The organism is Herbaspirillum rhizosphaerae (assembly GCF_046025915.1).
GTDB lineage: Bacteria > Pseudomonadota > Gammaproteobacteria > Burkholderiales > Burkholderiaceae_D > Herbaspirillum > Herbaspirillum rhizosphaerae_A.
Genome location: NZ_JAQQFR010000002.1, coordinates 406,682 through 430,722 on the forward strand (window position 1 = coordinate 406,682; position 24,041 = coordinate 430,722).

A 24,041-nucleotide genomic window follows, 5' to 3' on the forward strand; every position below is an offset into this window, starting at 1 on the left:
TCCGGCAATACCCCCGATTGAAAGGGATTGAATGTTTGCAGCAGTAGATCTTGGTTCCAACAGCTTCCGTATGCACATAGGCAAGCATGAGGGTGATTCGATCCGCGTGATCAAGAGCGCGCGCGACCCCATTCGCCTGGCAGCCGGCTTGGACAAGAACGGTAAACTGACCCCGCAGGCCATCGCCGGCGCGGTTGAATCTCTGGCGCGTTTTCGTACGATCTTGCGCGATTACCAGCTGGATGCGGTGCGCGTGGTCGCTACCAATACCTTGCGCGTGGCCAAGAATGCACATGAATTCCTGCCTGATGCCGAGCGTGCCATCGGCTACCCGGTGGAAATCATTTCCGGCGAAGAAGAAGGTCGCCTGATTTATATGGGCGTCGCCGGCGCATTGGCGCTGCCGGACGAAGATCGTCTGGTGATCGATATCGGCGGTGGTTCCACCGAAGTCATTCTTGGTCGTGGCAGCGAGATCAAACGTGTCGAGTCCTTTGGCATCGGTACGGTCAATCAAAGTCAGGCATTTTTTCCTGATGGCGTGATCGATGAAGCTTCCTTTGAACGTGCCATTTTGTCCGCGCGTTCGCATGTCGAAGATGCCGTCGTGCCTTTCGGCGCGCAGCATCGGAGCAAGGTCTACGGCTCGTCCGGCACCATGCGTGCGATTGCGGACACGATTGCCCGCAACGGCATGGGAGACGGACGCGTCACACCCGTCAGCGTCGAAGAGCTGAAGCAGCGCCTGATCGCTTTCGGTCACGCAGGTAATATCGAACTGGCCGGCATGAAGCCCGACCGTGCGTTGGTCATCATGGGTGGCCTGGCGGTGCTGATCGGTTTGATGAAAGAGTTGAATATTGCCGTCATCACACCTGTGGAAGCCGGTCTGCGCATGGGCGTGATGTGGGATTTGCAATTGCGCGCCACGCAGCGCGATCGCCGCGAACAGTCGGTGGATGATTTCAGCCGCCGGTTTCATATCGACGAATTGCGTGCGCGCCAGGTTGCAGAGACAGCACTCGGATTCTTCGAGATGCTCAAGCCGGGCAACGAGGTCTACGCCAAATATCTGAGCTGGAGCGCCTTGTTGCACGAGGCTGGTTTGATCGTGTCGCAAAGCAGCTATCACAAACATTCGTCCTACCTCATCGCCAATGCAGATTTGCCGGGATTTACCACGCGCGAGCAGCGTGTGATGAGTACCTTGATCCTTGGTCAAAAGGGTAATCTGCGCAAATTGGGTGAGGTACTGTCGGATGCTGATTTTGCCAAGGCGGTGTTGGCCTTGCGTCTGGCGGTGATGTTCATGCACTCGCACATCACGCTGGATTGGAACGATATTCGTCTGAAGATGAAAAATCGTATCGACCTCGAAATCAAGCGCGACTGGGTGCGCGATCACCCGACGGTATCGTACTGGATGCAAAAAGAGCAGGAGTGGTGGAGTGGCATCGGCGTCGATTTCTCGATTCGCGTGAATGCCTGATGCATTGATTGTCTGGTTCGCGTTTCACTGGAAATAAAAAATCCCCGCACCTGGCGGGGATTTTTTATTGCAACGTGCACAAACCGAACAGGCTTAGTCCAGCTTGGCAGCGTGTTCGCGCGTTGCGTGGAAGGTGACTTCCGGCCAGCGTTCTTGTGTCAGACGCAGGTTGACACCTGAGGTCGCCAGATACGCCAGATTGCCTGCCGCATCGTGCGCAAGATTGAAACCGGCGGAGGATTTTTCGAAGTCGGCCAGCATCTTCTTGTCGTCGCAGGTCACCCAGCGTGCGCTGCTGATGCTGGTGCCTTCAAACACAGCGTCAACGCCGTATTCGTTGAGCAGACGGCTTGCCACGACTTCAAACTGCAGCACCCCTACCGCGCCGAGAATCAGATCGCTATTGTTGGTCGGTTTGAAGACCTGCACCGCACCTTCTTCGCCGAGCTGCTGCAAGCCCTTGTGCAATTGCTTGATCTTGAGCGGATTGCGAATGCGCGCAACGCGGAAAAAATCCGGTGCGAAGTAGGGGATGCCGGTGAACTGCAGCAATTCACCTTCAGAGAAGCTGTCGCCGATCTGCATGTTGCCGTGATTCGGCAAACCGATGATGTCGCCTGCATAGGCTTCTTCAACCTGTTCACGGCTTGATGCCATGAAGGTCACGACCGACGACACTTTGATTTCACGGTTCAGACGCAGATGTTTGAGTTTCATGCCGCGCTCAAAGCGGCCCGAGCACACGCGCAGGAAGGCGATACGGTCGCGGTGGGCCGGATCCATATTGGCCTGAATCTTGAACACGAAGCCCGAGAACGGTGCTTCGTTCGGTTCCACGCTGCGAACCGTAGCATCGCGTTCACCCGGACCTGGAGCCCAGTCGAGCAGGGCGTTGAGGATTTCGCGTACGCCGAAGTTGTTGATCGCCGAGCCGAAGAACACCGGTGTCTGGATACCGGCAAGGAAGTCTTCCAGCTTGAATGGGTGCGAAGCGCCGTGGACCAGCTCAACTTCCATTTTCAACTGTTCAATCTCCAGCGGGAACATTTCTACCAGCTTGGGATTGTCGATGCCCTTGATGATTTCGACGTTGCCGTCGGCGCGTTCTTCACCCGCCTTGAATAGCATGATCTCATCGCGCAGCAGGTGATACACGCCGCGGAAGTTCTTGCCCATGCCGATCGGCCAGGTCACCGGCGCGCATTGAATCTTCAGCACCGATTCCAGTTCGTCCAGCAGCTCAAGCGGGTCGCGGGTTTCGCGGTCCATCTTGTTCATGAAGGTGATGATGGGTGTGTTGCGCATGCGGCAGACGTTGAGCAGCTTGATGGTCTGTTCTTCCACACCCTTGGCGGCGTCAATCACCATCAACGCCGAGTCGACCGCCGTCAGCACGCGGTAGGTATCTTCCGAGAAGTCCTGGTGGCCTGGGGTGTCGAGCAGGTTGACGACGTGGTCGCGGTATTCGAACTGCATCACCGAGCTGGCCACCGAGATGCCACGCTGCTTTTCGATTTCCATCCAGTCCGAGGTCGCGTGGCGGCCGCTCTTGCGCGCCTTGACGGTACCGGCCAGCTGAATCGCACCCGAGAACAGCAGCAGCTTTTCAGTCAGTGTCGTCTTACCCGCGTCAGGGTGAGAAATAATGCCGAAGGTGCGGCGCCGGGCCACCTCGCGAGCAATCAGCTCAAGCGGGACCTTGCTGCGCGAGCCGGTGTCTTCGTTCGCGGAATCGGAAGTAATGTCTTGCATCGTAAGTCGGTGGGTCGTAAGGCGTTAGCGATGAGAGCCATGAGCGGATTGCGCTGTCAGGGACAGAGCGCGCGGCCGTCGGCATGGATGTGACAGAAACGAAAAAGGGCTGGAAGATCCAACCCTTTGGATAGCGTCCGGTCACGTCTCGGAAGCCGAGATTATAGCGTATTCAGCGCCATATTCGGCCAAGTTCGTCCATCCGCCTGCCTGCATGTTGCAGCAAGGTATTGCTTGCAGGCTACTTGTCGTCGCGGTGATTCTGGCGCTCCGGCCGCTCTTCTCGTTGCGGAGGTTTTTGTTCCGTACGTGGCGCCGATTCATGCCGCTCAGGAGGGCGAGGTGCCGGTGCGTGTACTTCAGGCGTACGCTGGACGTGCTGCTCCGGACGCTCCTGGCGCTGTGCCTGAGCTGGTGGTGGACGATGCTCGACGTTGGGGCGCTCAGGCCGTGCGGCCGCTGGCATCGGCGCTGACGGAGCCGGTGGTGCAGAGGGGGCTGGACGGGCCTGTGGCGCCGGGGGTGCTGCCGTGGCGTGATTCGGGGCTGCGAAGGCGGCTGCCTGCTGAGGGCGATTCGGCGGTTCGCGCCGATCATTATGATTGTCGCGCTCGTTCCGGATCGGGTTGCCTGGATTGCCGGGATTTCCATGCTCGGTTGGATTGAACGCAGGGGGCTGGCCCGGACGTTGTTCCGGGCGCGGTCCTGGGGGTGGCGTATTCGCTACTGCTGAAGCCGGGGCTGGGGCCGCATTCGGACGAGAAACATTACCGACGTCAGGGCGTCGATTGTTCTGACCATTGCGCGGGCTGTGTTGCCATACGACAGGACGGTTGTTTACCGTAACGTTCCTCGTCACATTGTTGGTGACGTTGGTATTGTTGATTGTATTGTTTATGCGTACGTTGTTCACCAGAACGTGATGCTGGTGCCAATCCGGACGGGCGTCGCTATAGACGGAGCGCACGATCCCCGTGCCTGCACCGAACGCTATCCCCACATTGATGGATACGTTGTAGCTGGGTGGCCGATAGCGTGGTGGAGGTGCCCAATATACCGGTGGGCGTTGCGGCCACCACCAACTGCCATAGACGACCGTCGGGTTGTAATAGGGTACATAGATCACCTGCGGATTCACAGGCTCGATCACGATGACCTGATCCTGCTGAAGGATGCGTTGCTGGCTGCTCGATTGCAGGTTGCCGGCAATCTGCGCTTTGACGCGCAGGTTTTGCACGGTATCCATCACATTGGCTTGTTGTGATAGAAAGGCGTCGCCAAGGCGCTGCGTCCAATCCAGTTTGTCATTCATCATCGCCAGTACGGACGGAAACTGCGCCAGCGATTTCACGCTGGGATCCCAGGGCATGGGCGCAATCGCCCGCGCCAGTCCATCGCCTTGCAATCCTGGCCGGCTATCCATAAAGCGGGCGGCTTGCACAACTTCCAGCGGATAGGTGGCCGCCATCAGTACCTGTGCGAGCAGAGAGTCGGGATACAGCGCCACCGGCGCCAGCATCTGATCCAGTTCTTCCTGCGTGAATACGGCAGGAGGGCGATTCATGTCTTGTGCTGAGACCAGCGATATGCCGGATGCCAGCGAAAAAAGTGCTGAAGCAATCCATGCGAGGGTTTTCTTGTTCACGACGATTCTCCAGATTGTGTTGTGCCGGTATGTGGTCAGTTGATGTCCGGTGCAAATGTGCAAAAAACGAAATGTGAAATCCGCGAGACCGCAAATAATGCGAAAAAATTTAAGAACTCAACCCGCAAAGAAATCAAACAGTGACCACGAGACCGGATACGTGTCTTATCTTCAATCAGGGAAACGAAACAAGGTGTAACCAAACTGCAAGGGATGTTTCAGCATTCAACGTAGCGTGCAACGCAGATGGGTATTGGTGTTGGAGCGAATGAGGGGCGCCGGGAATGTCTGACAGAGAATGAGAGGAAGAGCCTCTCATAGGAGAAAAGAAGAAAATTTGAAGAAAAATGTGAAGAAGGTGTTGACCGAATACCCCTATCGGGATATTATCTCGCTTCTCGGAGTGTAGCGCAGCCCGGTAGCGCACCTGGTTTGGGACCAGGGGGTCCAAGGTTCGAATCCTTGTACTCCGACCACACATGAACGGGCTGTCGAAAGACAGCCCGTTTTCATTTCCGAAGACGATTTCAAGTAGTGCTTTTTTTACTTGGCTCCTCTTGATCTGCCCTTAGCTCAACCGGATAGAGCAATGGCCTTCTAAGCCATAGGTTAGGGGTTCGATTCCCTTAGGGCAGGCCACTTCTTCTAAATAGTTTCCAGTTTTTTTACTCGACGCGTTCTGCTGTCCGAGTCTTTTCCTTTTTTGGTTTTTATCGTTTGGATGCTTTTGCGTTGACTCTGCAGTTACGGCAGTTCAATTCGTAATCTTGTCGGTCGGATAGCGAAGCGAATCACGCAACATGTAGCTCATCGGCATGTTCAGCGATTTGCCATCGGGGCCGGCAGGTTGCATGAACCAGCGGTTGTAGAGTTTGAGGAGTTCTCCGTTGGCAGCCAACTTGGCCATTTGTTTGTCGACCATCTTTTTGAACTCAGGATCATCCTTGCGTAACATGATGGCGTATGGCTCGACTGACTGTGAGGTGCCCGTTATGAGCAGCTTGTCCGGATTGTTTGAGGCCGCACGTGCGGAGTACAGCAAGACTTCATCCATGACGAAGGCATCAGCAAGTCCTTGCTCCAGCATCCTTACACATTCCTGATCTGAGTCTTGTTCTGAAATCGCCAGATCGAGACCGCCCAGATTGCTACGTTTGTTGATTACCTCGACTATCGATGTCCCTTTTGTCGTGACGATGCGTTTGTTGCGCAGATCGCCCCATTCCTTGATTCCTGAGCTTGTACGCACCAACATGCGGATGCCTGTAAAGAAGTGGGGGATGGTGAAGGTGACTTTCTTGCGCCGGTCTGCGTTGTTGGTGCTGACGCTGCATTCAAGGTCGGCGCGATTATCAAGTAACGCGCTGAATCGGGTCATCATCGTGACGGGGAAGAATTGAACCTTGAGATTCGGGAGTTTCATTTCCTGCTTGATACCCTGAACTATCTTCAGGCAAATTTCGATCGAGTAGCCGCTGACTTCGCCATCGGGTTCGATGAGGACAAAAGGAGAAAGATTATCGACGACGCCCATGAAGGCGACGACAACTGTTTTGCTCTCCTGGATTTTTTTGAGTGTATCGCTTGCGTTGGCAGAGCAGGTGGCCAGATTGGTCAGCAAGCACCAGGCAAGTATCTTGAGGGGAAAGCGGAGGGATCTGAGTATCGAAGTGAGGTAGCACATTTCAAAAGGCCATTTATCTACGACATCGCCAATTGATCTTAGAGGGCGAATCAGAAATGTTCAAGCCGTACGATGTGCTCTCCGACGCGTGGGGGCGAATAGCGTTTGTACTCGGAAATACTTCGAGGGAAAATGAGTTAAATCAGCTAAATGAGTTGTTTGTCTGCATCAAATACGCAGTAGCGGATTGCGAAAAAGCAATAAAGCCGTGTCACCCTTGAGGTGATCACGGCTTTATTGTTTGCAGTACTGCTATCTGCGAAGTGCCTGTGCGTCGGTGTTTATTGTTACTTAAGCTTGCTTAGCCGCGACCTGTGAGATGACCATTCACGACGCGAACCTGATCGCCGACATGCCAGCCTTCGCCTGATTGTGGGAACGAGCGAATGCTGCCATTTTCCATTCGAACGTCAACGACATAGGTTGTTGTGGTGCGTGTACGCTTTTCCACTTCGTTACCTGCATAGCCGCCAGCACCTGCGCCGGCAACTGTTGCAAGCGTACGGCCGTTGCCGTTACCGATCTGATTGCCCAGAACACCACCTAACACTGCACCGGCGACGATGCCGACGCCGCTGGCCTTGGGCGTGTGTTGGACTGCGCGTACAGCCTGGACTTCACCGCAGCTGGAGCAGCGAGCAACTGCTGCAGGCGCCGATGTGCCGTAGCCGCTGCTTTGTTGAGGTTGTGCGGCGTAGTTTGGTTTCGGTGCTGATGGGGGAACGGGCTGCACATTATTTTGTGCTTGTTGCATTGCCTGTTGCGACTGCGGCGCCGCCGTATCCGACAGAGCTTGTGGCGGCGCATTGTTGCTGCTCGATGTCGGCAGCAGGCCTGTAATGGCAGCGACGCCAACCAGACTAACCAAAGTGACAGCCACTGCTGCCGTGGCGACTAAGGGATGAATGCGGCTGGGTGATTTGACGACTTCCATGATGGACCTCTTTATATTGTTGTGTTGTGGGTGTTGATATGAGGTGATTATGGGGGGCAAAGTTCAGGAAAAAAATGCGAATAGTGTGTCAGTTGTAAATACTTGTAATGCCTTTGTAGGACAAATGGAAACAGCCCGTAGGAGCACGTGAAGTGCGCCACTACGGGCTGCTGATTTCTTGCTGGAGCGACAGGGAAACAGTTGTTTTCCAGGCGTTCCGTTTGAATGGTTTTAGTCTTCGCGGCGCAGGTGAGGGAAGAGAATGACGTCGCGGATGTTGGGCGAGTCGGTAATCAACATCATCAGGCGGTCGATGCCGATGCCGCAACCACCAGCCGGCGGCATGCCGTATTCAAGCGCGCGGATGTAATCGGCGTCGTAATACATGGCCTCTTCATCGCCTGCATCTTTCGCGGCGACTTGCGCCTGAAAGCGCGCGGCCTGGTCTTCGGCATCGTTCAGTTCCGAAAAGCCATTGGCGATTTCGCGGCCGGTGATGAACAGCTCAAAACGCTCGGTGATGCCCGCAACCGTATCGGAGGCGCGTGCCAGCGGCGACACTTCAACCGGGTAATCGATGATGTAGGTCGGTTCCCACAGTTGCGATTCGGCTGTTTCTTCAAACAGCGCCAGTTGCAGCGCGCCGATGCCTGCCTTTGCAAGAGGGGCCTGGTCGGTCTTGACGCCGAACTTCTTGAGTGCGGTGCGCAGGAAGTCGATGTCGTTCAATTGTTCGTCGGTGTATTCCGGTGCGTACTTCTTGATCGCGCCGGTGATGGTCAGGCGCTGGAATGGCTTGGCCAGATCCAGTTCGCGGCCTTGATAGGTCAGCGTGGCCGTGCCATGCGCATCGATCGCGGCCTGGCGAATCACTTGTTCAGTGAAAGTCATCAGCCATTGGTAATCGACATAGGCCGCATAGAATTCCATCATCGTGAATTCAGGGTTGTGACGCGGCGAAACGCCTTCGTTACGGAAGTTGCGGTTGACTTCAAATACACGGTTGAAGCCGCCGACGACCAGACGCTTCAGGTACAGCTCAGGCGCGATGCGCAGGAACATCTGCATGTCCAGCGCATTGTGATGGGTGATGAAAGGCTTGGCTGCTGCGCCGCCGGGAATGGTGTGCAGCATCGGCGTTTCGACTTCCATGAAATCGTTCTTTTCCATGAAGCGGCGGATCGACGACATCGCGGCGGTACGCGCCTTGAAGGTGCGGCGAGTCTCTTCGCTCATGATCAGGTCAACGTAACGCTGGCGGTACTTTGTTTCCTGGTCCGACAGACCGTGGAACTTGTCCGGCAACGGGCGCAGCGACTTGGTGATCAGACGCAGGCTCGTCACCTTGACCGACAATTCGCCGGTCTTGGTCTTGAACAATGTGCCTTCGGCGCCGAGGATGTCGCCCAGATCGTAATGCTTGAACGCGCCGTGCGCTTCCGGGCCGGTCACATCGTTGGTGATGTAGAGCTGCATGCGGCCGTCGGCGCGGGGGCCAGACGAGTCTTGCAGCGTCGCGAACGATGCCTTGCCCATCACGCGCTTCAACATCATGCGGCCGGCGATCGAGACCTTGACCGGATTGGCTTCCAGCGCTTCGTTGTCCAGCTCGCCGTATTGCGCGTGCAATTCAGAGGCTTTGTGCTCAGGACGGAAGTCGTTGGGGAAAGCGACGCCTTGCTCGCGGATCGCATTCAGCTTGGAGCGGCGCTCGGCGATGATGGTGTTTTCATCTACTGGCGGCTGTTGTTGCGCTGGCTGAGCGGCGTTGTCGTTTTGTGTGGTCATGATGTCGAGAATTCGTTAGTAAGCGTGGGAGCAGGAGGCGCTGAAAAGCCGGCTTCAATGATTGCATCCGGCAGCCATGGATGGACGCCGGATGCTAAGGAATCAGACGCCTTGTTTCAGCGAGGCGGCGATAAATCCATCCAGCTCGCCGTCCAGCACTGCCTTGGTGTTGCCCATTTCAAAGTTGGTGCGCAAATCCTTGATGCGCGACTGGTCCAGTACGTAAGAGCGGATCTGGTGGCCCCAGCCGACGTCGGTCTTGGAGTCTTCCAGTTTTTGCTGTTCGCTCATGCGCTTGCGCAGTTCCAGTTCGAACAGCTTGGCGCGCAGCATGTCCCATGCCTCGGCACGGTTGCGGTGCTGGCTGCGGTCGTTCTGGCATTGCACGACGATGCCGCTCGGGCCGTGTGTCAGACGCACCGCCGAGTCGGTTTTGTTGATGTGCTGACCACCCGCGCCGGACGCGCGGTAGGTGTCCACGCGGACATCGGCCGGGTTGATGTCGATCTCGAAAGATTCATCCACTTCCGGATAGACGAACAAGCTCGAGAACGACGTATGGCGGCCGTTGGCGGAGTCGAATGGCGACTTGCGCACGAGGCGGTGCACGCCGGTTTCAGTGCGCAGGAAACCGTAGGCGTATTCGCCCTCGACCTTGATGGTCGCAGTCTTGATGCCGGCAACTTCACCGTCGGACTGTTCCATGATTTCAGCCTTGAAGCCCTTGCGTTCGCAGTAGCGCAGGTATTGGCGCAGCAGCATGGACGCCCAGTCTTGCGCTTCAGTACCGCCGGCGCCGGCCTGGATGTCGATGAAGCAGTTGTTCGGATCCATCGGATTGCTGAACATGCGGCGGAATTCCATGCCTTCGACCAGACCCTTCAGCGTTTCTGCGTCGGCTTCAATGGCGATTAGCGTGTCTTCGTCTTTTTCCTCGCGCGCCATCGCGAACAGGTCGCGCGTGTCGGTGAGGTCGCCGTCAATCTTGATCAGCGTATGGACGATGTTTTCCAGCGATTTTTTTTCTTTGCCGAGATCTTGCGCGCGCTTGGGATCGTTCCAGACTTCCGGATCTTCCAATTCGCCGTTGACCTGGTCGAGTTTCTCTGACTTCACATCGAAGTCAAAGATACCTCCGTAATTCAGCTGCACGCACCGCGAGGTCGTCCAACAGGGATTGGAGGGAATTGAGGCGTTCTGCTTCCATGATTATGTCTTTTGCAAACCAAACCTCGCATTATACAAGACCAGAGCGGGTATTTCCGGTGTCACAAAGAGGTCATTTTCGGCGATTAGCATCACGCGATTCAGTCAGGTCGTTGTCAGATAGTTGCCAAAAAGGAAAAAAGCCATGAAATTCGTCCGTAATATTTCCGAAATCCAACCCAAGCGTCGCGATTTGCTCAAAGCCTTCGCCAGCGCGCCGCTGTTGCCGTTGACCTTGACTGCCTCCGGACTGCTGGCAGGCTGCGCTACTGCTTCCAGCCGCAGCGGTTTTGCTTCCGCGACTTTCAGCAGCATGTCGGCGCCATCGCTGGCGAATCCGGCTGCAATGGCGGTCACGACTGTGCAATCAAGCTTGGACGTCGTATTCAGCAATGGCGCCAAGCAAACCTATCAACTGGCTTATCAGCCGTTTTTCATGACCGGCGACATGGTGCCGGACGGCAAGGGTGGCAAGATGTTGGCCGGCGGCTACTACGACATCAACAATCAGCCGATCATCGATCGCTCGGTTCCGGGCAAGGAGCGCCACTTTTTTTCCGATTGCCCTGACGGCTCGTCGCTGTTGACGATGAAAAACGCACAAGTTGCCGGCGTCAAAGGCAATGCGGTGTTCGCGGTGGTTCAGTTCGAGTACACCACGCGCGACCAGAAGCAGGCCGCCATGTACGGCCAGCTGCCGTCGCCGATCGCCGTGCTGACGCTGGATCAGGATCCGCAGACCGGCAAATTGTCCCTCGTCAAATATCACAACGTCGATACCTCATCGGTAAACGGTCTGTGGATCACCTGTGGCGCCAGCCTGTCGCCGTGGAATACCCATCTGTCGAGCGAAGAATACGAACCCGATGCTGCAGCCATCGCAAGCAACGTGCAATTCCAGGCCTTCAGCAAGAACCTCTTCGGGGATGCCGCCAAGGCCAACCCTTACCACTATGGCCATCTGCCGGAAATCACCGTCCACGCTGACGGCAGCGGCAGCGTGGTCAAGCATTTCTGCCTCGGTCGCATCTCGCATGAACTGGTGCAGGTCATGCCGGACCGCCGCACCGTACTGATGGGCGACGATGCCACCAACGGCGGCTTGTTCATGTTCATCGCCGACCGCGAAGCCGATCTGTCGGCCGGTACGCTGTACGTCGCCAAGTGGACGCAAACCTCAGGTGTCGGCCCCGGCGCCGGTACGTTGAACTGGGTCAAGCTGGGCCACGCCACCAGCAACGAGATCAAGGCGCTGGCCGACAAGCTCAAGGTTGCCGACATCATGGATGTCAAGACCAGCGACCCTCAGGATGCGTCCTATACCAAGATTCCATTCAACGGCAAAACCAACTGGATCAAGCTCAAGCCCGGCATGGAACAAGCCGCAGCCTTCCTCGAAACCCACCGCTACGCTGCGTTCAAAGGCGGCAGCCTCGGCTTTACCAAGATGGAGGGCACCACCGTCAACGCCAAGGACAAGATCGCTTACTCGGCCATGTCCTATGTACAGACCTCCATGCTTGACGGTTCCGGCGGCATCAAGGTGCAAGGTCCAAAGGCTGGTGCGGTGTATGCGCTGAACATGAAGGGCGGTCAGAACGATCTGTCCGGGAGTGCCATCGATAGCGCCTGGGTGCCGGTCGACATGGCGCCGCCTGCAGCCCTCATCGGTGAAGACCTGAAACAGCCTGATGCGCTGGGCAATCTGGCGCATGCCGACAAGATCGCCAATCCGGACAACATCAAGTTCTCTGAAAAACTGCGCACGCTCTTCATCGGCGAAGACAGCGGCATGCACGTCAACAACTTCCTGTGGGCCTACAACGTCGATACCAAACAACTTTCACGCATCCTGTCCTGCCCTGCAGGCGCCGAATCGACCGGCTTGCATGCCGTCGACGAAATCAACGGCTGGACCTATGTTATGAGCAACTTCCAGCATGCCGGCGATTGGGAAAAGCCGCTGCACGACAAGGTCAAGGACACGCTGGATCCGTTGGTGCGCGCCAACTACAAAGACCGCTTCGGCGCCACGGTTGGTTATCTGACCGGGATGCAATTGCCGGTACAGTCCTGATCAGGTGGTTTGATCCGATCAAAAAAGAGAGGCGCAGCCTCTCTTTTTTATTGCCTTGAACGAACGTGTCGTTGGTGGTCTAAGCGGGCATTTTGAGCGCTGCCTCAGCATCGATTGCGGCTGAAATGCGTTCGGCATCTTCTTCGCTTGCCAAGCCGTTTTCCCATTTTGCGACGACCGCCGTCGCGATGGAGTTTCCGACGGCATTCGTTGCCGAGCGCCCCATGTCCAGAAAAGTATCAATGCCGAGAATCATCAACAGGCCGGCCTCAGGCAATCCAAAATGCTGCAAAGTCGCCGCAATCACCACCAGCGACGCGCGCGGCACCCCTGCCATGCCTTTGGAAGTCAGCATCAATATCAGCATCATCGTGATTTGCGTCGATAGCGGCATGTCGATGCCATAGGCTTGCGCGATGAATAGCGTTGCAAAAGTGCAGTAGATCATGGAGCCGTCGAGATTGAATGAATATCCCATTGGCATGACAAAGCCGGAGATCTTGCGTTGCACGCCGAAACGATCAAGTGCATCCAGGATTTTTGGATAGGCCGCTTCTGAGCTGGCGGTGGCGAATGATAATAAGAAAGCCTCTTTGATCAGTCCTAGCAATTTGAAAATACGGCGACGCAAAAAAAGGAAACCTGCGCCGATCAGAAACGCCCACAAGATCGCCAGCGACAGATAAAAATCACGGATGAAGATGGCAAAGCTGAGGAGAATCTCCAGGCCGTTCACAGCGACGGTTGCCGCCATCGCTGCAAAAACGGCGACCGGCGCCATCTTCATCACGTAGCCGGTAATCTTTAGCATGGCATGCGATAGTTCGTCGATGCAATTCAATAGTGTTCTGGCCTTGTCGCCCAGCGTAGCCAGTGCTACGCCGAAGAACATGGAAAACACGACGATTTGCAGAATCTCATTGTGCGCCATTGCTTCAGCAAATGATTTCGGCACGAGGTGAGCGATGAATTCCTTGAGGCTTAGTTGGGAGGTTGCCAGCACTGGTAGTGCACTGTCGGCGCCAGGAAGCGATAGCGACATGCCGACACCGGGTTGCATGAAGTTGGCCATTAGCAGACCCAGCGCAAGTGAAATGAGTGACGCTGTGAAAAACCACAGAAGCGACTTGGCAAAGATGCGGCCGACAGACTTGGCGTCGCCCATGTGCGCAATGCCGACGACCAATGTGGAGAACACCAGCGGGGCGATCAGCATTTTGATCAGCCGCAGAAAAATGTCGGACGGGATGGAGATATATCCCGCAATGACGCTGGCTGAGGCCTTGTCTTGTGCGTTGGAAAAGACCAGATAGCCAGTCAAAATTCCTAGCAGCATAGCGATGAGGATATAAAAAGCAGGGGGTATTTTACGTTTCATGGATACCTTTATGATTGCAGAGGATTGCGGGCGAGGCTTGGCAATGACATCCGAACAAGACCGCTGCTTTGGCGCTTTCAGTATTGCTGCGGATGCGTTGTCGTCACGCGGAGGTGCCGATTGGTAACGGCTGAAGCCAGCGATGCCGGTGATGGTCAAAGTTGGTTGACTATCGGATGCGTACCCGAGGTGCGGGAGGCAGGCATAACAGTTCAAGAGGAGAACGTAAGGTTAGCCAGCTATCCCAGTCAATCGCAAAACTGCGGGAAAAGAGTAAAAATGAAGTTGAGTTAGTTGCGGAGGTCGAATCATCCGTGAAATAGTCATACAAATGCAGAAAAATATCCGGATGTGTGTCTGATCAACGCACCACAGAACTCATTCGGCGTTCGGGTAGTCCTATCGGAATGAAAAAAATGAGACTAAGCACGGCCATTTTGAGCGTTTTGATTTTTTCTCTGTTGAATGCTTGTAGTACGGCGCCCACCAGCCATGGCGAAGTGAAAGGCGCTTCCGCCAGCTCGCGTGAAATGGGGCAGTCCGACACCAATCGCATGGCGACATTGGCCATGCGCGACAATCTGGAAAGTCTCTATCTGCTGATGGACAAGCTCTACAGGCGCAATCCGGCCGAGTGGAAAAAATCCGGCGCCACGCGCGAAGAAGTTGTCAAACGTGTGCGCGAGGCCGTCGAAAAGCGGCAGACCTGGGCCGATCTGCAGGGTAAACACGACATTGCCGCCATGTCGCTGGCCTTGTCGCCTGACTTCAAGGCGGATCGTGTTGCTGCCTTCATCTATGCCACGGCGGATATGATCATTACCGCCCACGGCGGCAAGATCGAATTTTTTCTCATTGACGGCCTCGACGCCCAATATCTCTACAACGCTGCACGTAATATAGAAATCGCGGTTTGGATGCTGACCAATCGTCGCAATACCGCCGGCCAGCCTCTGCTGCTGTCGGACGAAATCAACGCGACCGAGCGTAATCTCAGCTTTGAACGTGAGTTCGGCAAGATTGTCGGCCGTCTGGATTTGCTGGCAGAGTTCATTACTGAAAAATATCGCCGTGCCGGCATCAGTTACGTACAGAACTTGTTGGGTGGATCGTTCCTGCAATTCTTGCCGGTACGCTGACCGGGTCAGATCTGTTGATTTGCCGGTCTCTGATCGGCAACCACAAGTCAGCAGGCATCTGACGCATATCGATATGCGAAAAAATTTGTTTCGTATTTAACTGCCAGCCTCGACACTTCCGCTCACTGAAATTTGCTGAAAGCTTTGCCATGACCCATTGGACCCTGGATAGCATCCACGCCGCGTTGCCGGCCATTGAACAAGAGCTGGCGCGCACCGCTGCCGAGCGTGACAAAGCCGGCGGCCATGCTGCCGAACAAAAGGAGTTGTTACGCCAGAACGGCTTGCTGCTGCTGGTTGTGCCAAAAGAATACGGCGGCATCGGTGCATCGTGGAGCGAGACACTTGCCATCGTGCGCCGCATCGCGCGTGTCGACAGCGCCATGGCGCATTTGCTGGCATTTCAAACCTTGCAATTATCAGGTGTGTTGTCGTACGGCTCCGATGAGCAGCGGGCGCTCTATCTGCGTGAAACGGTCGCCCTGAACCACTGGTGGGGCAATTCCGCCAATCCTGCCGATCCACGTCTGATGGCGACTGAAAAGGACGGCGGCCTGATTTTGCAAGGCATCAAGGGTTTCTGCTCCGGCACGCTCGGCTCGCATCGTCTGCTCACCACGGCCTTGCATCAACCCAGCGGCAAGATTCTCATTGCGGTACTGCCGACCGCGCGCGAAGGCATCACCGTCCATGACGACTGGGATCCGATCGGCCAGCGCCAGACCGATAGCACCTCGGTCAGTTATGAGCAGGTGCGGCTGGAATGGAGTGAAGTTCTGTTTCGACCGGACGCTGTTTCAACGCCTTTCCTGACGTTGCGCGGTGTGGTGGCGCAATTGATTCTGGTGAATCTTTACCTCGGGATGGCAGAAGGTGCATTCGAGCACGCGCGGGATTACACCCTCAACCAGGGCCGGCCGTGGTTTGCCGCCGGCGTACAGCGTGCTGCAGACGATCCTTATGTGATCCATCGTTACGCCGAGATGCATTTGCAGATTCGCGCTGCAAGAGCGTTGGCGGATGAGGCGGGTGTAGAGCTGGACAAGGTCTGGCGTATCGGCCCCGAGCTGGTCGCCGAACAGCGCGGCAGGGCGGCGTTGGCGGTAGCCGAAGCCAAGGTGCTGGCGCATCGGACGGCACTTGCGGTAGGGCAGGACGTATTCGATGTTTGCGGCGCCCGTGCGACCAAGGCAACACTGGGGCTGGATCGGTTCTGGCGCAATGCGCGCACCCACACTTTGCATGATCCCATCGACTACAAGCTGCGCGACGTTGGCCGCTACGCACTCGAACATGTCTTGCCTGAGCCGACGCTATATTCCTGAGTTTCCTGAGTAGCTGAAAGAAAGCCGATTTCTCTGCATATCTTGATGGCTGAATATGTCCGGTTGATGTCCTCAGCGAACGTGGATGGATAGCCTGAGATGAGATACCATGATTTCCTCGCGTTTCATTCATAGAGGGCGTCATGGTGCAAGCAGAGGTACGACAAGCAACTATTCCCGTTTATTTCTTGCTGCGAGAATCCGCGCTGACGCTTGACCTGATTGGTCCGGCGGAGGTGTTGCGTTACGCGAATCGGTTCGCTGAAAAATCCGGCTGCCCACCGTACTTTGATCTGCACTTCATCAGTGCCCATCGAGAAGTCGCAACTTCGGTTGGGCTGACGCTGACCGGCATTGAGACACTGCCGCAAAGCTTGCCCGACGATGCCATGCTGATTCTGAGCGGTTGTATCGATAAGGACGACGACTTCGGCAATTCCGCTGACCAGATAGCGGTGCGCTGGTTGCAGCAACATTATCGTCCACATCACCGGCTTGTCTGCATCTGTACGGGGGCGTTACTGGCGGCGTATGCGGGTTTTCTGGATAGGCGCAAATGCACCACCCACCACAGCCACATCAATGAATTGCGCGGTTTTGCACCGCGGGCAGACGTGCTGGAAAACCGCATCTTCGTCGAAGACGGCACCATCTACACCAGCGCAGGCGTGACAACCGGCATCGACCTGGCGCTGCACATCGTTGCGCAGATCGCCGGCCACGCTTGCAGTGCCTCGGTGGCGCGCTCGCTGGTGGTCTACTTGCGGCGCACCGGCAGCGATCCGCAATTGTCGCCGTGGCTGACGGCACGCAATCATATTCACCCTGCAGTACATCGCGTGCAGAACGCAGTGATCAAGGATCCGGCGCAGGACTGGAACGTAGCGCAACTGGCCGACATCGCCTGCACCAGCGAACGCCATCTGACACGGTTGTTTCGCGAACACACCGGGGATAGCCTGATCGACTACATTCATCGCATTCGCATTGCGCTGGCACGCGATCTGCTGGCGCAATCCCCTCTGGACATTGAGCGTGTCGCGGAAAAATCCGGCTTCCATTCGGGCCGTCAATTGCGGCGCGTATGGAAGAAGTTCGAGGCGCATTCACCGTCGGCGCACCGCGAGTTGGCGGGCGCGCAAGTCAGCTAGCAGAGTGGTGAGCAGGAGGAGAAGGTGAGTGGCTCGCGGTGACCGTCGCCTGACGATCACCGGCCATGATTGCGATGGCAATAAGGGACTTGAGTCTTATTCGTAAGCGTTAGCCAGCTTGTCCGGCAGCGGCACGTTGAGCCACTTCTTGACCAGCGCGTTGAGCTCACCGGATTTCTTCGCCTTGGTCAGGATGTCGTTGACCTTGGCTTGCAGAGCCGGCTCGCCCTTGTTCAACCCGACCACGCAGCGCGACTCCTGGATGACGTACTTGAAGACCGGTTTGTGCGATGGATCTTTCTCACCCAAAGTAATGGCCACGAAGTCGCCGGTGCCGATCAGCTTGACCTGTCCGGAAACATAGGCCGAGATCAGCGTGTTGTTGTCTTCATAGCGCTTGATAGTGGCGCTTGGCGGCACCGAGGCGGTCAGCTGGATATCTTCAAACGTGCCACGCGCTACGCCGACGACTTGCGACGCGAGGTCGGCAGGGCCGCTGACCTTGATCTCGGCGGCACCGAACACGCTATTGTTGAACGGTGCATACGGTTGCGAAAAGTCCAATACCTTGTCGCGTTCCGCATTGCGTCCCAGTGTCGAAATTACCAGCTCTACCTTGTGCGTCTGCAGATAAGGAATGCGATTGGCGCTCGCGACCGGCACCAGTTCCACTTTTACGCCCATGCCCTTGGCAATCAGCTTGGAGACATCAATGTCCAGGCCTTGCAGCTGCATTTCCGAATTGACCGAGCCGTAAGGTTGAAAGTCCTGGGGTACGGCGATGCGAATCGTGCCGGACTTTGCGATATCCGCCAAGGCATCGGCGTTGGCGTTTGATGTCGTCAATGCAATGATCATCAATACAGCGGCAGAACAGGGTGCCAGGAATTTCGTGAATTTCATTTTCTCTCCCAATTAAACGTGTTGGACGTACATTGCTTAAGTGACGTGTATGACGGGCAGCTAAAAAATATCTTGATTTTTGCTGACGGCAGCGACACATCAAGAGGTTTCATGTGGACCTGCAGATGATCAGATCAAGCACCGAAACCTTCCCTTGGAGTATATGTTGAATTCCTCGGAAAACCTTATGAATACTGGGATAAATGGGAATTGGCGATGCACTGTTTTAAACGGTTTTTATGTTTTTTGCGTTCCATGCCGGTGCATTTCAAGAGGGGCGTGCGATTGCTCCGCATCATTTTCATGCAGGCTTAATTTGCCGGTGAAATGCGAGATATCGATGCGGGTGATTTAGCCGCGTTTGCTGAATCACTGATTTTGATTGGTACTGGGGGAGATGGTCGGCCGCGTCGCAAGACGCGTGAGACTGAAGCAACGAAGCATGCTTGTACGACAGAGGTACAGTTGATTTTTACCAGTTTTGCAGTTGCTCTCGTACCCACGGCAGTTTTTCGTAGACAGCTTGCCGGGCGTCGTGTTCGCTGGCGTAACGCGTCTTTGAATAGTCCGTCACCAGCGTCCACTTTCCTTCGTCTTCCGGATCTTTGCGGAAGGTCTTGAAGGTGAATATGCCGTCATCATGCTTTGAAATATCGACGCAATGCATCCCGGTTTCATCTTCGATGCTGAGAATGACGGCTTTGTTCATGGCGCTTGCCTTGATCGCTCAGACGCAGGTTTCGCTGCTGCCGGCGATTACATAGCAACCCCGGCCTTTGCTCTTGGCGTCGTACATGGCTTTGTCGGCAGCCTGTAACAACAGATCCGGGTCGCAATCGCTGTCACAGACGGCGATGCCGATGGAAACGCCTAATTGATAGTCACCTTGTGACAGTTTCAGTGGTTCGGCGACGACGTTGATGCATTTCTCGGCCAGCGTACGCGCGCCATGCGTCAGCGGCATCCCCAGATCCGTTGCCAGCAGTACGAACTCATCGCCGCCGACACGTGCGAGCGTGTCGCTGCCGCGTGCCACGTTCAAGAGCCGTTGGGTGATTTCCTGTAATACCTGATCACCGGCTTTATGGCCCAGCGTGTCATTAATCGGTTTGAATCCGTCCAGATCGAGGAACAGTAACGCTACGCCAGTGCGGTGGCGCTGGGCGTGTGCAATTGCTTGCTGCATGCGATCGGCCAGCATGACGCGGTTGGGCAGGCCGGTGAGGGTGTCGTGATGCGCCTGATGCTGTAGTTCTGCCTGATGCACTTTGAGCCGGGACAGCAAGCGGTTGAATGCCATCGTCAAATGACCGACTTCGTCTGCGCGCGCCACCGGCAATGGCGTCAGTGGCAAGTCGCCGCGCGTCATCCGCTCCGCCTGGTCGGCCGCGTGTCGTAACGGTTGGAAGAACCACACCACCACCAGAATGATCAGCAAGAAAATCACCAGCGCCTGCGCCACACCGCCGCGCAAGATGAAGGCCTGAACGTGTTCTACCGTCGGCAAGGCTGCCGAGACCGGCAGGCCCACAGCGACAAACCAGCCCGTGCTCGGTACGGCTGCGATAGCCTTGATTTCTTCGACGGTGCCATTGCTGCCGATGCCAGTGCCACGATAACCGGCGACGGCTTTGTCGAGGATAGGATCAACGCCGACCTGAGGCAATTGTTTGAGCACAGCGGCCGGATCGTTGGAGGCGACGATCAGTCGACGGGCAGGGGATACCAGAATGAAGCTACCGGATTTGCCGAGCCGGGCCTGTTGCAGGTGATCCAGGAAACCCGAAGCAGCCAGTCCCGCAGTGCCTCCCAGAATGCCGATGAGTTTGCCGGTATTGTCCCGCAACGGTGCCATCATCGGGATGATGGCTTCTTTCGACCTTGCGCTGAACAAGGGTTCGCCGATGATGAATTTACCGCCCTTGGCCAGATGGAAATCAGGAAAACCACTGACGGATGCACCGGTACGTCCAACGGTGGCGGGATAGTCGATCACAATGAGGCCGTCGACGTCAGCGATAAACAGGCCTTGCGAAAACAGCGGCTGCAACTCTTGCCGGTCGCGCAACCACTCGCGCAGTTTTTCCGGTTGCGACATCAAGTCGGGCGGCAGTGATGCCGCCAGTTGCTCAAGGTAATGGCGGCGTTCCAGGATGCGATGGTTGATATCTTGCGCCAGATAGCTGGCGATTGTGCTTTGCTGCTCGGCGGCAACATCGGTAAGGTCGTTGTGCAAAAAATCCGTCAGAACGTAGTAGCGCGCAATGCCGCTGGCGAGGACGACGAGGGTGCCGAAAAGCACAAGGCGAGTGACGAGACTATTGGCGAAGCGTTTGAAGTTCATTGCGGTGACGGGGATGTTGTTGTTATTTCGCGTTGATGAGCGGCTTCGCTAATACGGTCGCGGACGACACGGATAGCTTGCTTGAGTGCATAGACATCGCCGTAATAGCGCTGCGGGATATCGATCTGGTTGGCATTGGAGTCGATCTCTTCGATTTCGTTGTGCCATTCGGTCAGTTTTTCTTCTGAGGGAGCATCCGTATTCCAGATCTCTTCTTCCAGCAAATGGATTTCCTTGTACCACACTACCAGCCGTTTTTTCATACTGGCTTCGTAGATACGCGGCACGGCCTGAATCAGACCGAACAGCACGGCGATGAAAGGCAGCAATATCGTGAAGCGGCGTTCAATGAAATTGGCCAGCCAGAATGGCAGATAGCGTTGCAGGAAAGGGCGCCCGGATTTGAAATAACGGCGCGTCTCGTCGGAGATGGCGAAGTCTTCGATGTTCTGGTTGGGGAAATAATTGCGCGGCGTAAAAAAGTCAGGCGAGTTATGGATCACGTTGGCGGCGTCGAGCAGCAAATAGGCTAACGCCGGGTGCAGACTCTCTTTGGATACCAACATGGCAGTGGCGGCCAGCAGCGTGACGTCATGCGAGGGTTTGTCGTTGATGAGGCTGGTGGCGCCGCGTGGATAGGTGATCTTTGACAGCGATGGAAATTTTTGCACCAGCGCATCCGCTTGCGAAAAGCTCATCAGCTTGATGCCGCTGTTGAGCAGGGTATGGATCAGCTCACTATCGGCACGGCCGATGAAGAAGGCGGCATCGATCTTATTGTTGAGCAGTTGTTCGTAAGCCGTGCTTCCGTTCAATTCCTCCAGCGTGGAGTTGTTGGTGGTGATGCCGTTTTCCGTCAGAAGGTTGTTGGCCACAATGCGCAAGCCGCTGCCGGGCAGCCCCAGCGAGATGCGTTTTCCGCGCAATTGCGACAGGCGGTCATACGTCGCTGTGCCTTGGTAGAACACCCAGATCGGCTCATACGAAATGGCGGCGATGGTCTGGATGCCGGGGGCTTGCTCGCTGTTGCCGGTGCCGGACTGGATGAAGCCGACTTGGAATTCGTTGTCTTCTTCGCGCAGGCGCTGGAAGTTTTCAACCGAACCGGAAGAGGGGCGAATGTCGAGCGTAATGCCGTCGCGCTTGAGGATCTGCGCGTAACGCTCGGCGTAGTTGTAGTAGATGCCGCCCGGTGCGCCGGCGGTCACGACGATTTTGCCTTGCGTGGCCGGCTTGAGCATGGCCAGCACCGTCCAGCACACCGCCAGCAACACCAGCGAAGCAATCAGCATGAGCCGGCGCAGGCGCTGCGGCGTCATCGGCGGCTTCTGAATGCGGTGAAGCGGAAGAGGTGTCTTGGGCATGGATCGCTACTGGTTCGCCTGCGCTACTAGTGCTATTTGTTGGTGCCCCATGCCTGCGGGCGTTTTGTTTGTGCTTCCGTTTTTGCTTGCTCGTCCGTTCCGGCTATGGCGTGCTTGCTGTCAATTTGCTGACGACAAACAAGCCTGCAGGTGAATGGCTAAGCAGGTTCAGCGTGTTCCACCATCAACTGTACCTTGGTTGTACCGTTATATTCGTTGGCATCCAATCTAAAAGCAACTGTTGCGTAATCCGGCAAGGCATCCGCGTGGCCGAACCAGATCGCATCGTATTTCTGCCCGTCTTTTTCCAGCAGTAGTTTAAGGTGCTTTTCCTTCAGGATGCGCTGGTTCAGTACCCGGAAGCGATCGCAGAACACCGGTGGTGCAAAGCCCTGGCCCCAGACCTGGTCGTCCATCAGGCTGATGAAATTGACGGAGTAATAGGCGTCTTCCAGTGTGCCGTCGGTTTCCACTACGCGCTCAAGCTGGTTCTGGCTTAACCAATCTTTACCCACTTCTTCGAAGGCATGAGAAAAAGCGTCGAAGGCTTCCGCATGGATCGTCAAGCCGGCCGCCATCGCATGGCCGCCGAATTTGGTGATGACGGACGGCGCGTGCTTGGAGACCAGATCCAATGCATCGCGCAGGTGGAAGCCGGCGATCGAACGGCCGGATCCCTTGATCAAACCTTCGTCGCCGGGAGCAAAGGTGATGGTCGGGCGATAGAACTTGTCCTTCAGGCGCGAAGCCACAATACCGATCACACCCTGATGCCACGAGGCGTCGAACACGCTGATGGTGCGCCGGTCTTGCGGGTTGAAGTCATCCAGCAGCAGCAATGCCGTGTCCTGCATGCCGGCTTCGATGTCGCGGCGTTCGCGGTTGATGGCGTCCAGCTGTTGAGCGATGGCCCAGGCACGGCCTTCATCATCGGTGGTGAGACATTCGATACCGAGCGCCATGTCGGCCAGACGGCCGGCAGCATTCAGGCGTGGGCCGACAGCGAAGCCGAGGTCAAAAGGCGTGGCACGACGGGCTTCGCGGCCGGCGGCGCGAAACAGGGCGGCAATGCCGGGATGCATGCGGCCGGCGCGCATGCGCTTCAATCCCTGCGCCACGAGAATACGATTATTGGCGTCGAGCTTGACGACGTCCGCGACCGTACCCAATGCGACCAGATCAAGCAAAGAATCGAGTTTGGGCTGGGTTTGCGCATCGAAGATGCCGCGTTTGCGCATCTCCGCGCGCAAGGCCAGCAGCACGTAAAACATCACGCCGACGCCCGCCAGATTTTTACTGGGGAAGCCACAGGCAGGCTGGTTCGGGTTCACGATCACGCGCGCGTCGGGCAGGCTGTCGCCGGGCAAATGGTGATCTGTGACGACGACATCGATGCCACGCGCCTTGGCAGCGGCAACGCCGTCGATACTGGCGATGCCGTTGTCGACGGTAACGATGATGTCAGGAGATTTTTCGCGGATGGTCAGTTCGACGATTTCCGGCGTCAGGCCGTAGCCGTATTCAAAGCGGTTGGGGACGATGTAATCGACTTGCGCGCCGAGGCTGCGCAAGCCGCGCAGGCCGACGGCGCAGGCAGTCGCGCCGTCGCAATCGTAGTCGGCGACGATCACCATTTTCTTGTTGGCAGCGATGGCGTCGGCCAGGTAAACAGCGGCAGCATCGATATGCAGCAAGCCGGAAGGCGCAATCAAAGCGCCTAGTTCGCTCGACAGATCTTTGGCGTTGAGCAGGCCGCGGGCCGCGTAGACGCGGGCCAGTACGGGATGAATGCCACTGTGGATCAGATCGTCGACATGGCGTTGGTCGTAGGAGCGGGTGGTGATGCGGATCATGTTTTAACT

At 56.3% G+C, this 24,041-nt stretch carries 17 protein-coding genes and 2 tRNA genes; 7 read left to right on the plus strand and 12 right to left on the minus strand.

Annotated features, from left to right (window positions below):
- The first annotated feature begins 31 nt into the window (after positions 1 to 31).
- Positions 32 to 1,489 (plus strand): Ppx/GppA phosphatase family protein, encoded by a 1,458-nt coding sequence (locus PQR63_RS04455; RefSeq protein ID WP_408165973.1) that lies wholly within the window; start codon positions 32 to 34, stop codon positions 1,487 to 1,489.
- A 93-nt stretch (positions 1,490 to 1,582) separates the two neighbouring features.
- Here PQR63_RS04455 and PQR63_RS04460 read toward each other — a convergent pair whose 3' ends face one another.
- Positions 1,583 to 3,241 carry a peptide chain release factor 3 gene (locus PQR63_RS04460; protein WP_408165975.1) on the minus strand — a complete coding sequence of 553 codons (1,659 nt, stop codon included), beginning with the start codon at positions 3,239 to 3,241 and terminating at the stop codon, positions 1,583 to 1,585.
- A 241-nt stretch (positions 3,242 to 3,482) separates the two neighbouring features.
- Positions 3,483 to 4,886: a DUF3300 domain-containing protein gene (locus tag PQR63_RS04465; protein WP_408165977.1), complete on the minus strand. Its 1,404-nt coding sequence runs from the start codon at positions 4,884 to 4,886 to the stop codon at positions 3,483 to 3,485.
- Positions 4,887 to 5,285: 399 nt separating this feature from the next.
- On the opposite strand from PQR63_RS04465, the gene PQR63_RS04470 reads away from it, so the two are divergent.
- Together PQR63_RS04470 and PQR63_RS04475 are read left to right on the plus strand one after the other, a co-directional pair.
- Positions 5,286 to 5,362 (plus strand) — tRNA-Pro (locus PQR63_RS04470).
- 86 nt (positions 5,363 to 5,448) lie between these two features.
- Positions 5,449 to 5,525 (plus strand) — tRNA-Arg (locus PQR63_RS04475).
- Positions 5,526 to 5,640: 115 nt separating this feature from the next.
- Here the strand turns inward: PQR63_RS04475 and PQR63_RS04480 are convergent.
- The 4 genes from PQR63_RS04480 to prfB form a co-directional block, all read right to left on the minus strand.
- Positions 5,641 to 6,507 carry an amino acid ABC transporter substrate-binding protein gene (locus PQR63_RS04480; RefSeq protein WP_408165979.1) on the minus strand — a complete coding sequence of 289 codons (867 nt, stop codon included), beginning with the start codon at positions 6,505 to 6,507 and terminating at the stop codon, positions 5,641 to 5,643.
- A 364-nt stretch (positions 6,508 to 6,871) separates the two neighbouring features.
- Positions 6,872 to 7,504, minus strand: coding sequence for an outer membrane lipoprotein (locus tag PQR63_RS04485; protein WP_408165981.1), 633 nt, complete (start codon positions 7,502 to 7,504; stop codon positions 6,872 to 6,874).
- 231 nt (positions 7,505 to 7,735) lie between these two features.
- On the minus strand, positions 7,736 to 9,292 hold the full coding sequence (gene lysS / locus PQR63_RS04490; protein WP_408165982.1) for a lysine--tRNA ligase: 1,557 nt from the start codon (positions 9,290 to 9,292) through the stop codon (positions 7,736 to 7,738).
- Positions 9,293 to 9,394: 102 nt separating this feature from the next.
- Positions 9,395 to 10,499, minus strand: a protein-coding gene (prfB, locus tag PQR63_RS04495) for a peptide chain release factor 2 (RefSeq protein WP_408165984.1) whose coding sequence is annotated in 2 segments (ribosomal slippage) — positions 9,395 to 10,417 and positions 10,419 to 10,499 — 1,104 coding nt in all. Because the reading frame shifts where the segments join, the coding sequence is not laid out codon by codon here.
- A 144-nt stretch (positions 10,500 to 10,643) separates the two neighbouring features.
- On the opposite strand from prfB, the gene PQR63_RS04500 reads away from it, so the two are divergent.
- Positions 10,644 to 12,575, plus strand: coding sequence for a PhoX family protein (locus tag PQR63_RS04500; RefSeq protein ID WP_408165986.1), 1,932 nt, complete (start codon positions 10,644 to 10,646; stop codon positions 12,573 to 12,575).
- A gap of 79 nt (positions 12,576 to 12,654) precedes the next feature.
- On the opposite strand, the gene PQR63_RS04505 is transcribed toward PQR63_RS04500, so the two are convergent.
- Entirely contained in the window at positions 12,655 to 13,953 is a 1,299-nt protein-coding gene (locus PQR63_RS04505) for a dicarboxylate/amino acid:cation symporter (protein WP_408165987.1), read from the minus strand.
- Between the two features lie 416 nt (positions 13,954 to 14,369).
- Between PQR63_RS04505 and PQR63_RS04510 the strand changes: the two genes are divergently transcribed.
- The 3 genes from PQR63_RS04510 to PQR63_RS04520 all read left to right on the plus strand — a co-directional run bounded on the left by PQR63_RS04510 (position 14,370) and on the right by PQR63_RS04520 (position 17,568).
- A complete protein-coding gene (locus tag PQR63_RS04510) occupies positions 14,370 to 15,092 on the plus strand; it encodes a hypothetical protein (protein ID WP_408165989.1) in 723 nt (240 codons plus the stop codon).
- A 149-nt stretch (positions 15,093 to 15,241) separates the two neighbouring features.
- Positions 15,242 to 16,417, plus strand: coding sequence for an acyl-CoA dehydrogenase family protein (locus PQR63_RS04515; protein ID WP_408165991.1), 1,176 nt, complete (start codon positions 15,242 to 15,244; stop codon positions 16,415 to 16,417).
- A gap of 143 nt (positions 16,418 to 16,560) precedes the next feature.
- On the plus strand, positions 16,561 to 17,568 hold the full coding sequence (locus PQR63_RS04520; RefSeq protein ID WP_408165993.1) for a GlxA family transcriptional regulator: 1,008 nt from the start codon (positions 16,561 to 16,563) through the stop codon (positions 17,566 to 17,568).
- Between the two features lie 96 nt (positions 17,569 to 17,664).
- On the opposite strand, the gene PQR63_RS04525 is transcribed toward PQR63_RS04520, so the two are convergent.
- From PQR63_RS04525 to recJ, 5 genes are all read right to left on the minus strand, one after another.
- Entirely contained in the window at positions 17,665 to 18,426 is a 762-nt protein-coding gene (locus PQR63_RS04525) for a transporter substrate-binding domain-containing protein (RefSeq protein ID WP_408166140.1), read from the minus strand.
- Positions 18,427 to 18,943: 517 nt separating this feature from the next.
- Positions 18,944 to 19,180 carry a hypothetical protein gene (locus PQR63_RS04530; RefSeq protein ID WP_408165995.1) on the minus strand — a complete coding sequence of 79 codons (237 nt, stop codon included), beginning with the start codon at positions 19,178 to 19,180 and terminating at the stop codon, positions 18,944 to 18,946.
- Positions 19,181 to 19,198: 18 nt separating this feature from the next.
- Positions 19,199 to 20,815, minus strand: coding sequence for a diguanylate cyclase domain-containing protein (locus tag PQR63_RS04535; RefSeq protein WP_408165997.1), 1,617 nt, complete (start codon positions 20,813 to 20,815; stop codon positions 19,199 to 19,201).
- The gene (locus PQR63_RS04540; RefSeq protein ID WP_408165999.1) at positions 20,812 to 22,179 is read right to left on the minus strand and encodes a TAXI family TRAP transporter solute-binding subunit; all 1,368 of its coding nucleotides are present in this window, start codon (positions 22,177 to 22,179) and stop codon (positions 20,812 to 20,814) included. Before PQR63_RS04540 ends, PQR63_RS04535 begins: the two co-directional genes overlap by 4 nt.
- Positions 22,180 to 22,337: 158 nt before the next feature.
- Positions 22,338 to 24,032 (minus strand): single-stranded-DNA-specific exonuclease RecJ, encoded by a 1,695-nt coding sequence (gene recJ / locus PQR63_RS04545; RefSeq protein ID WP_408166001.1) that lies wholly within the window; start codon positions 24,030 to 24,032, stop codon positions 22,338 to 22,340.
- Positions 24,033 to 24,041: the final 9 nt, after the last annotated feature.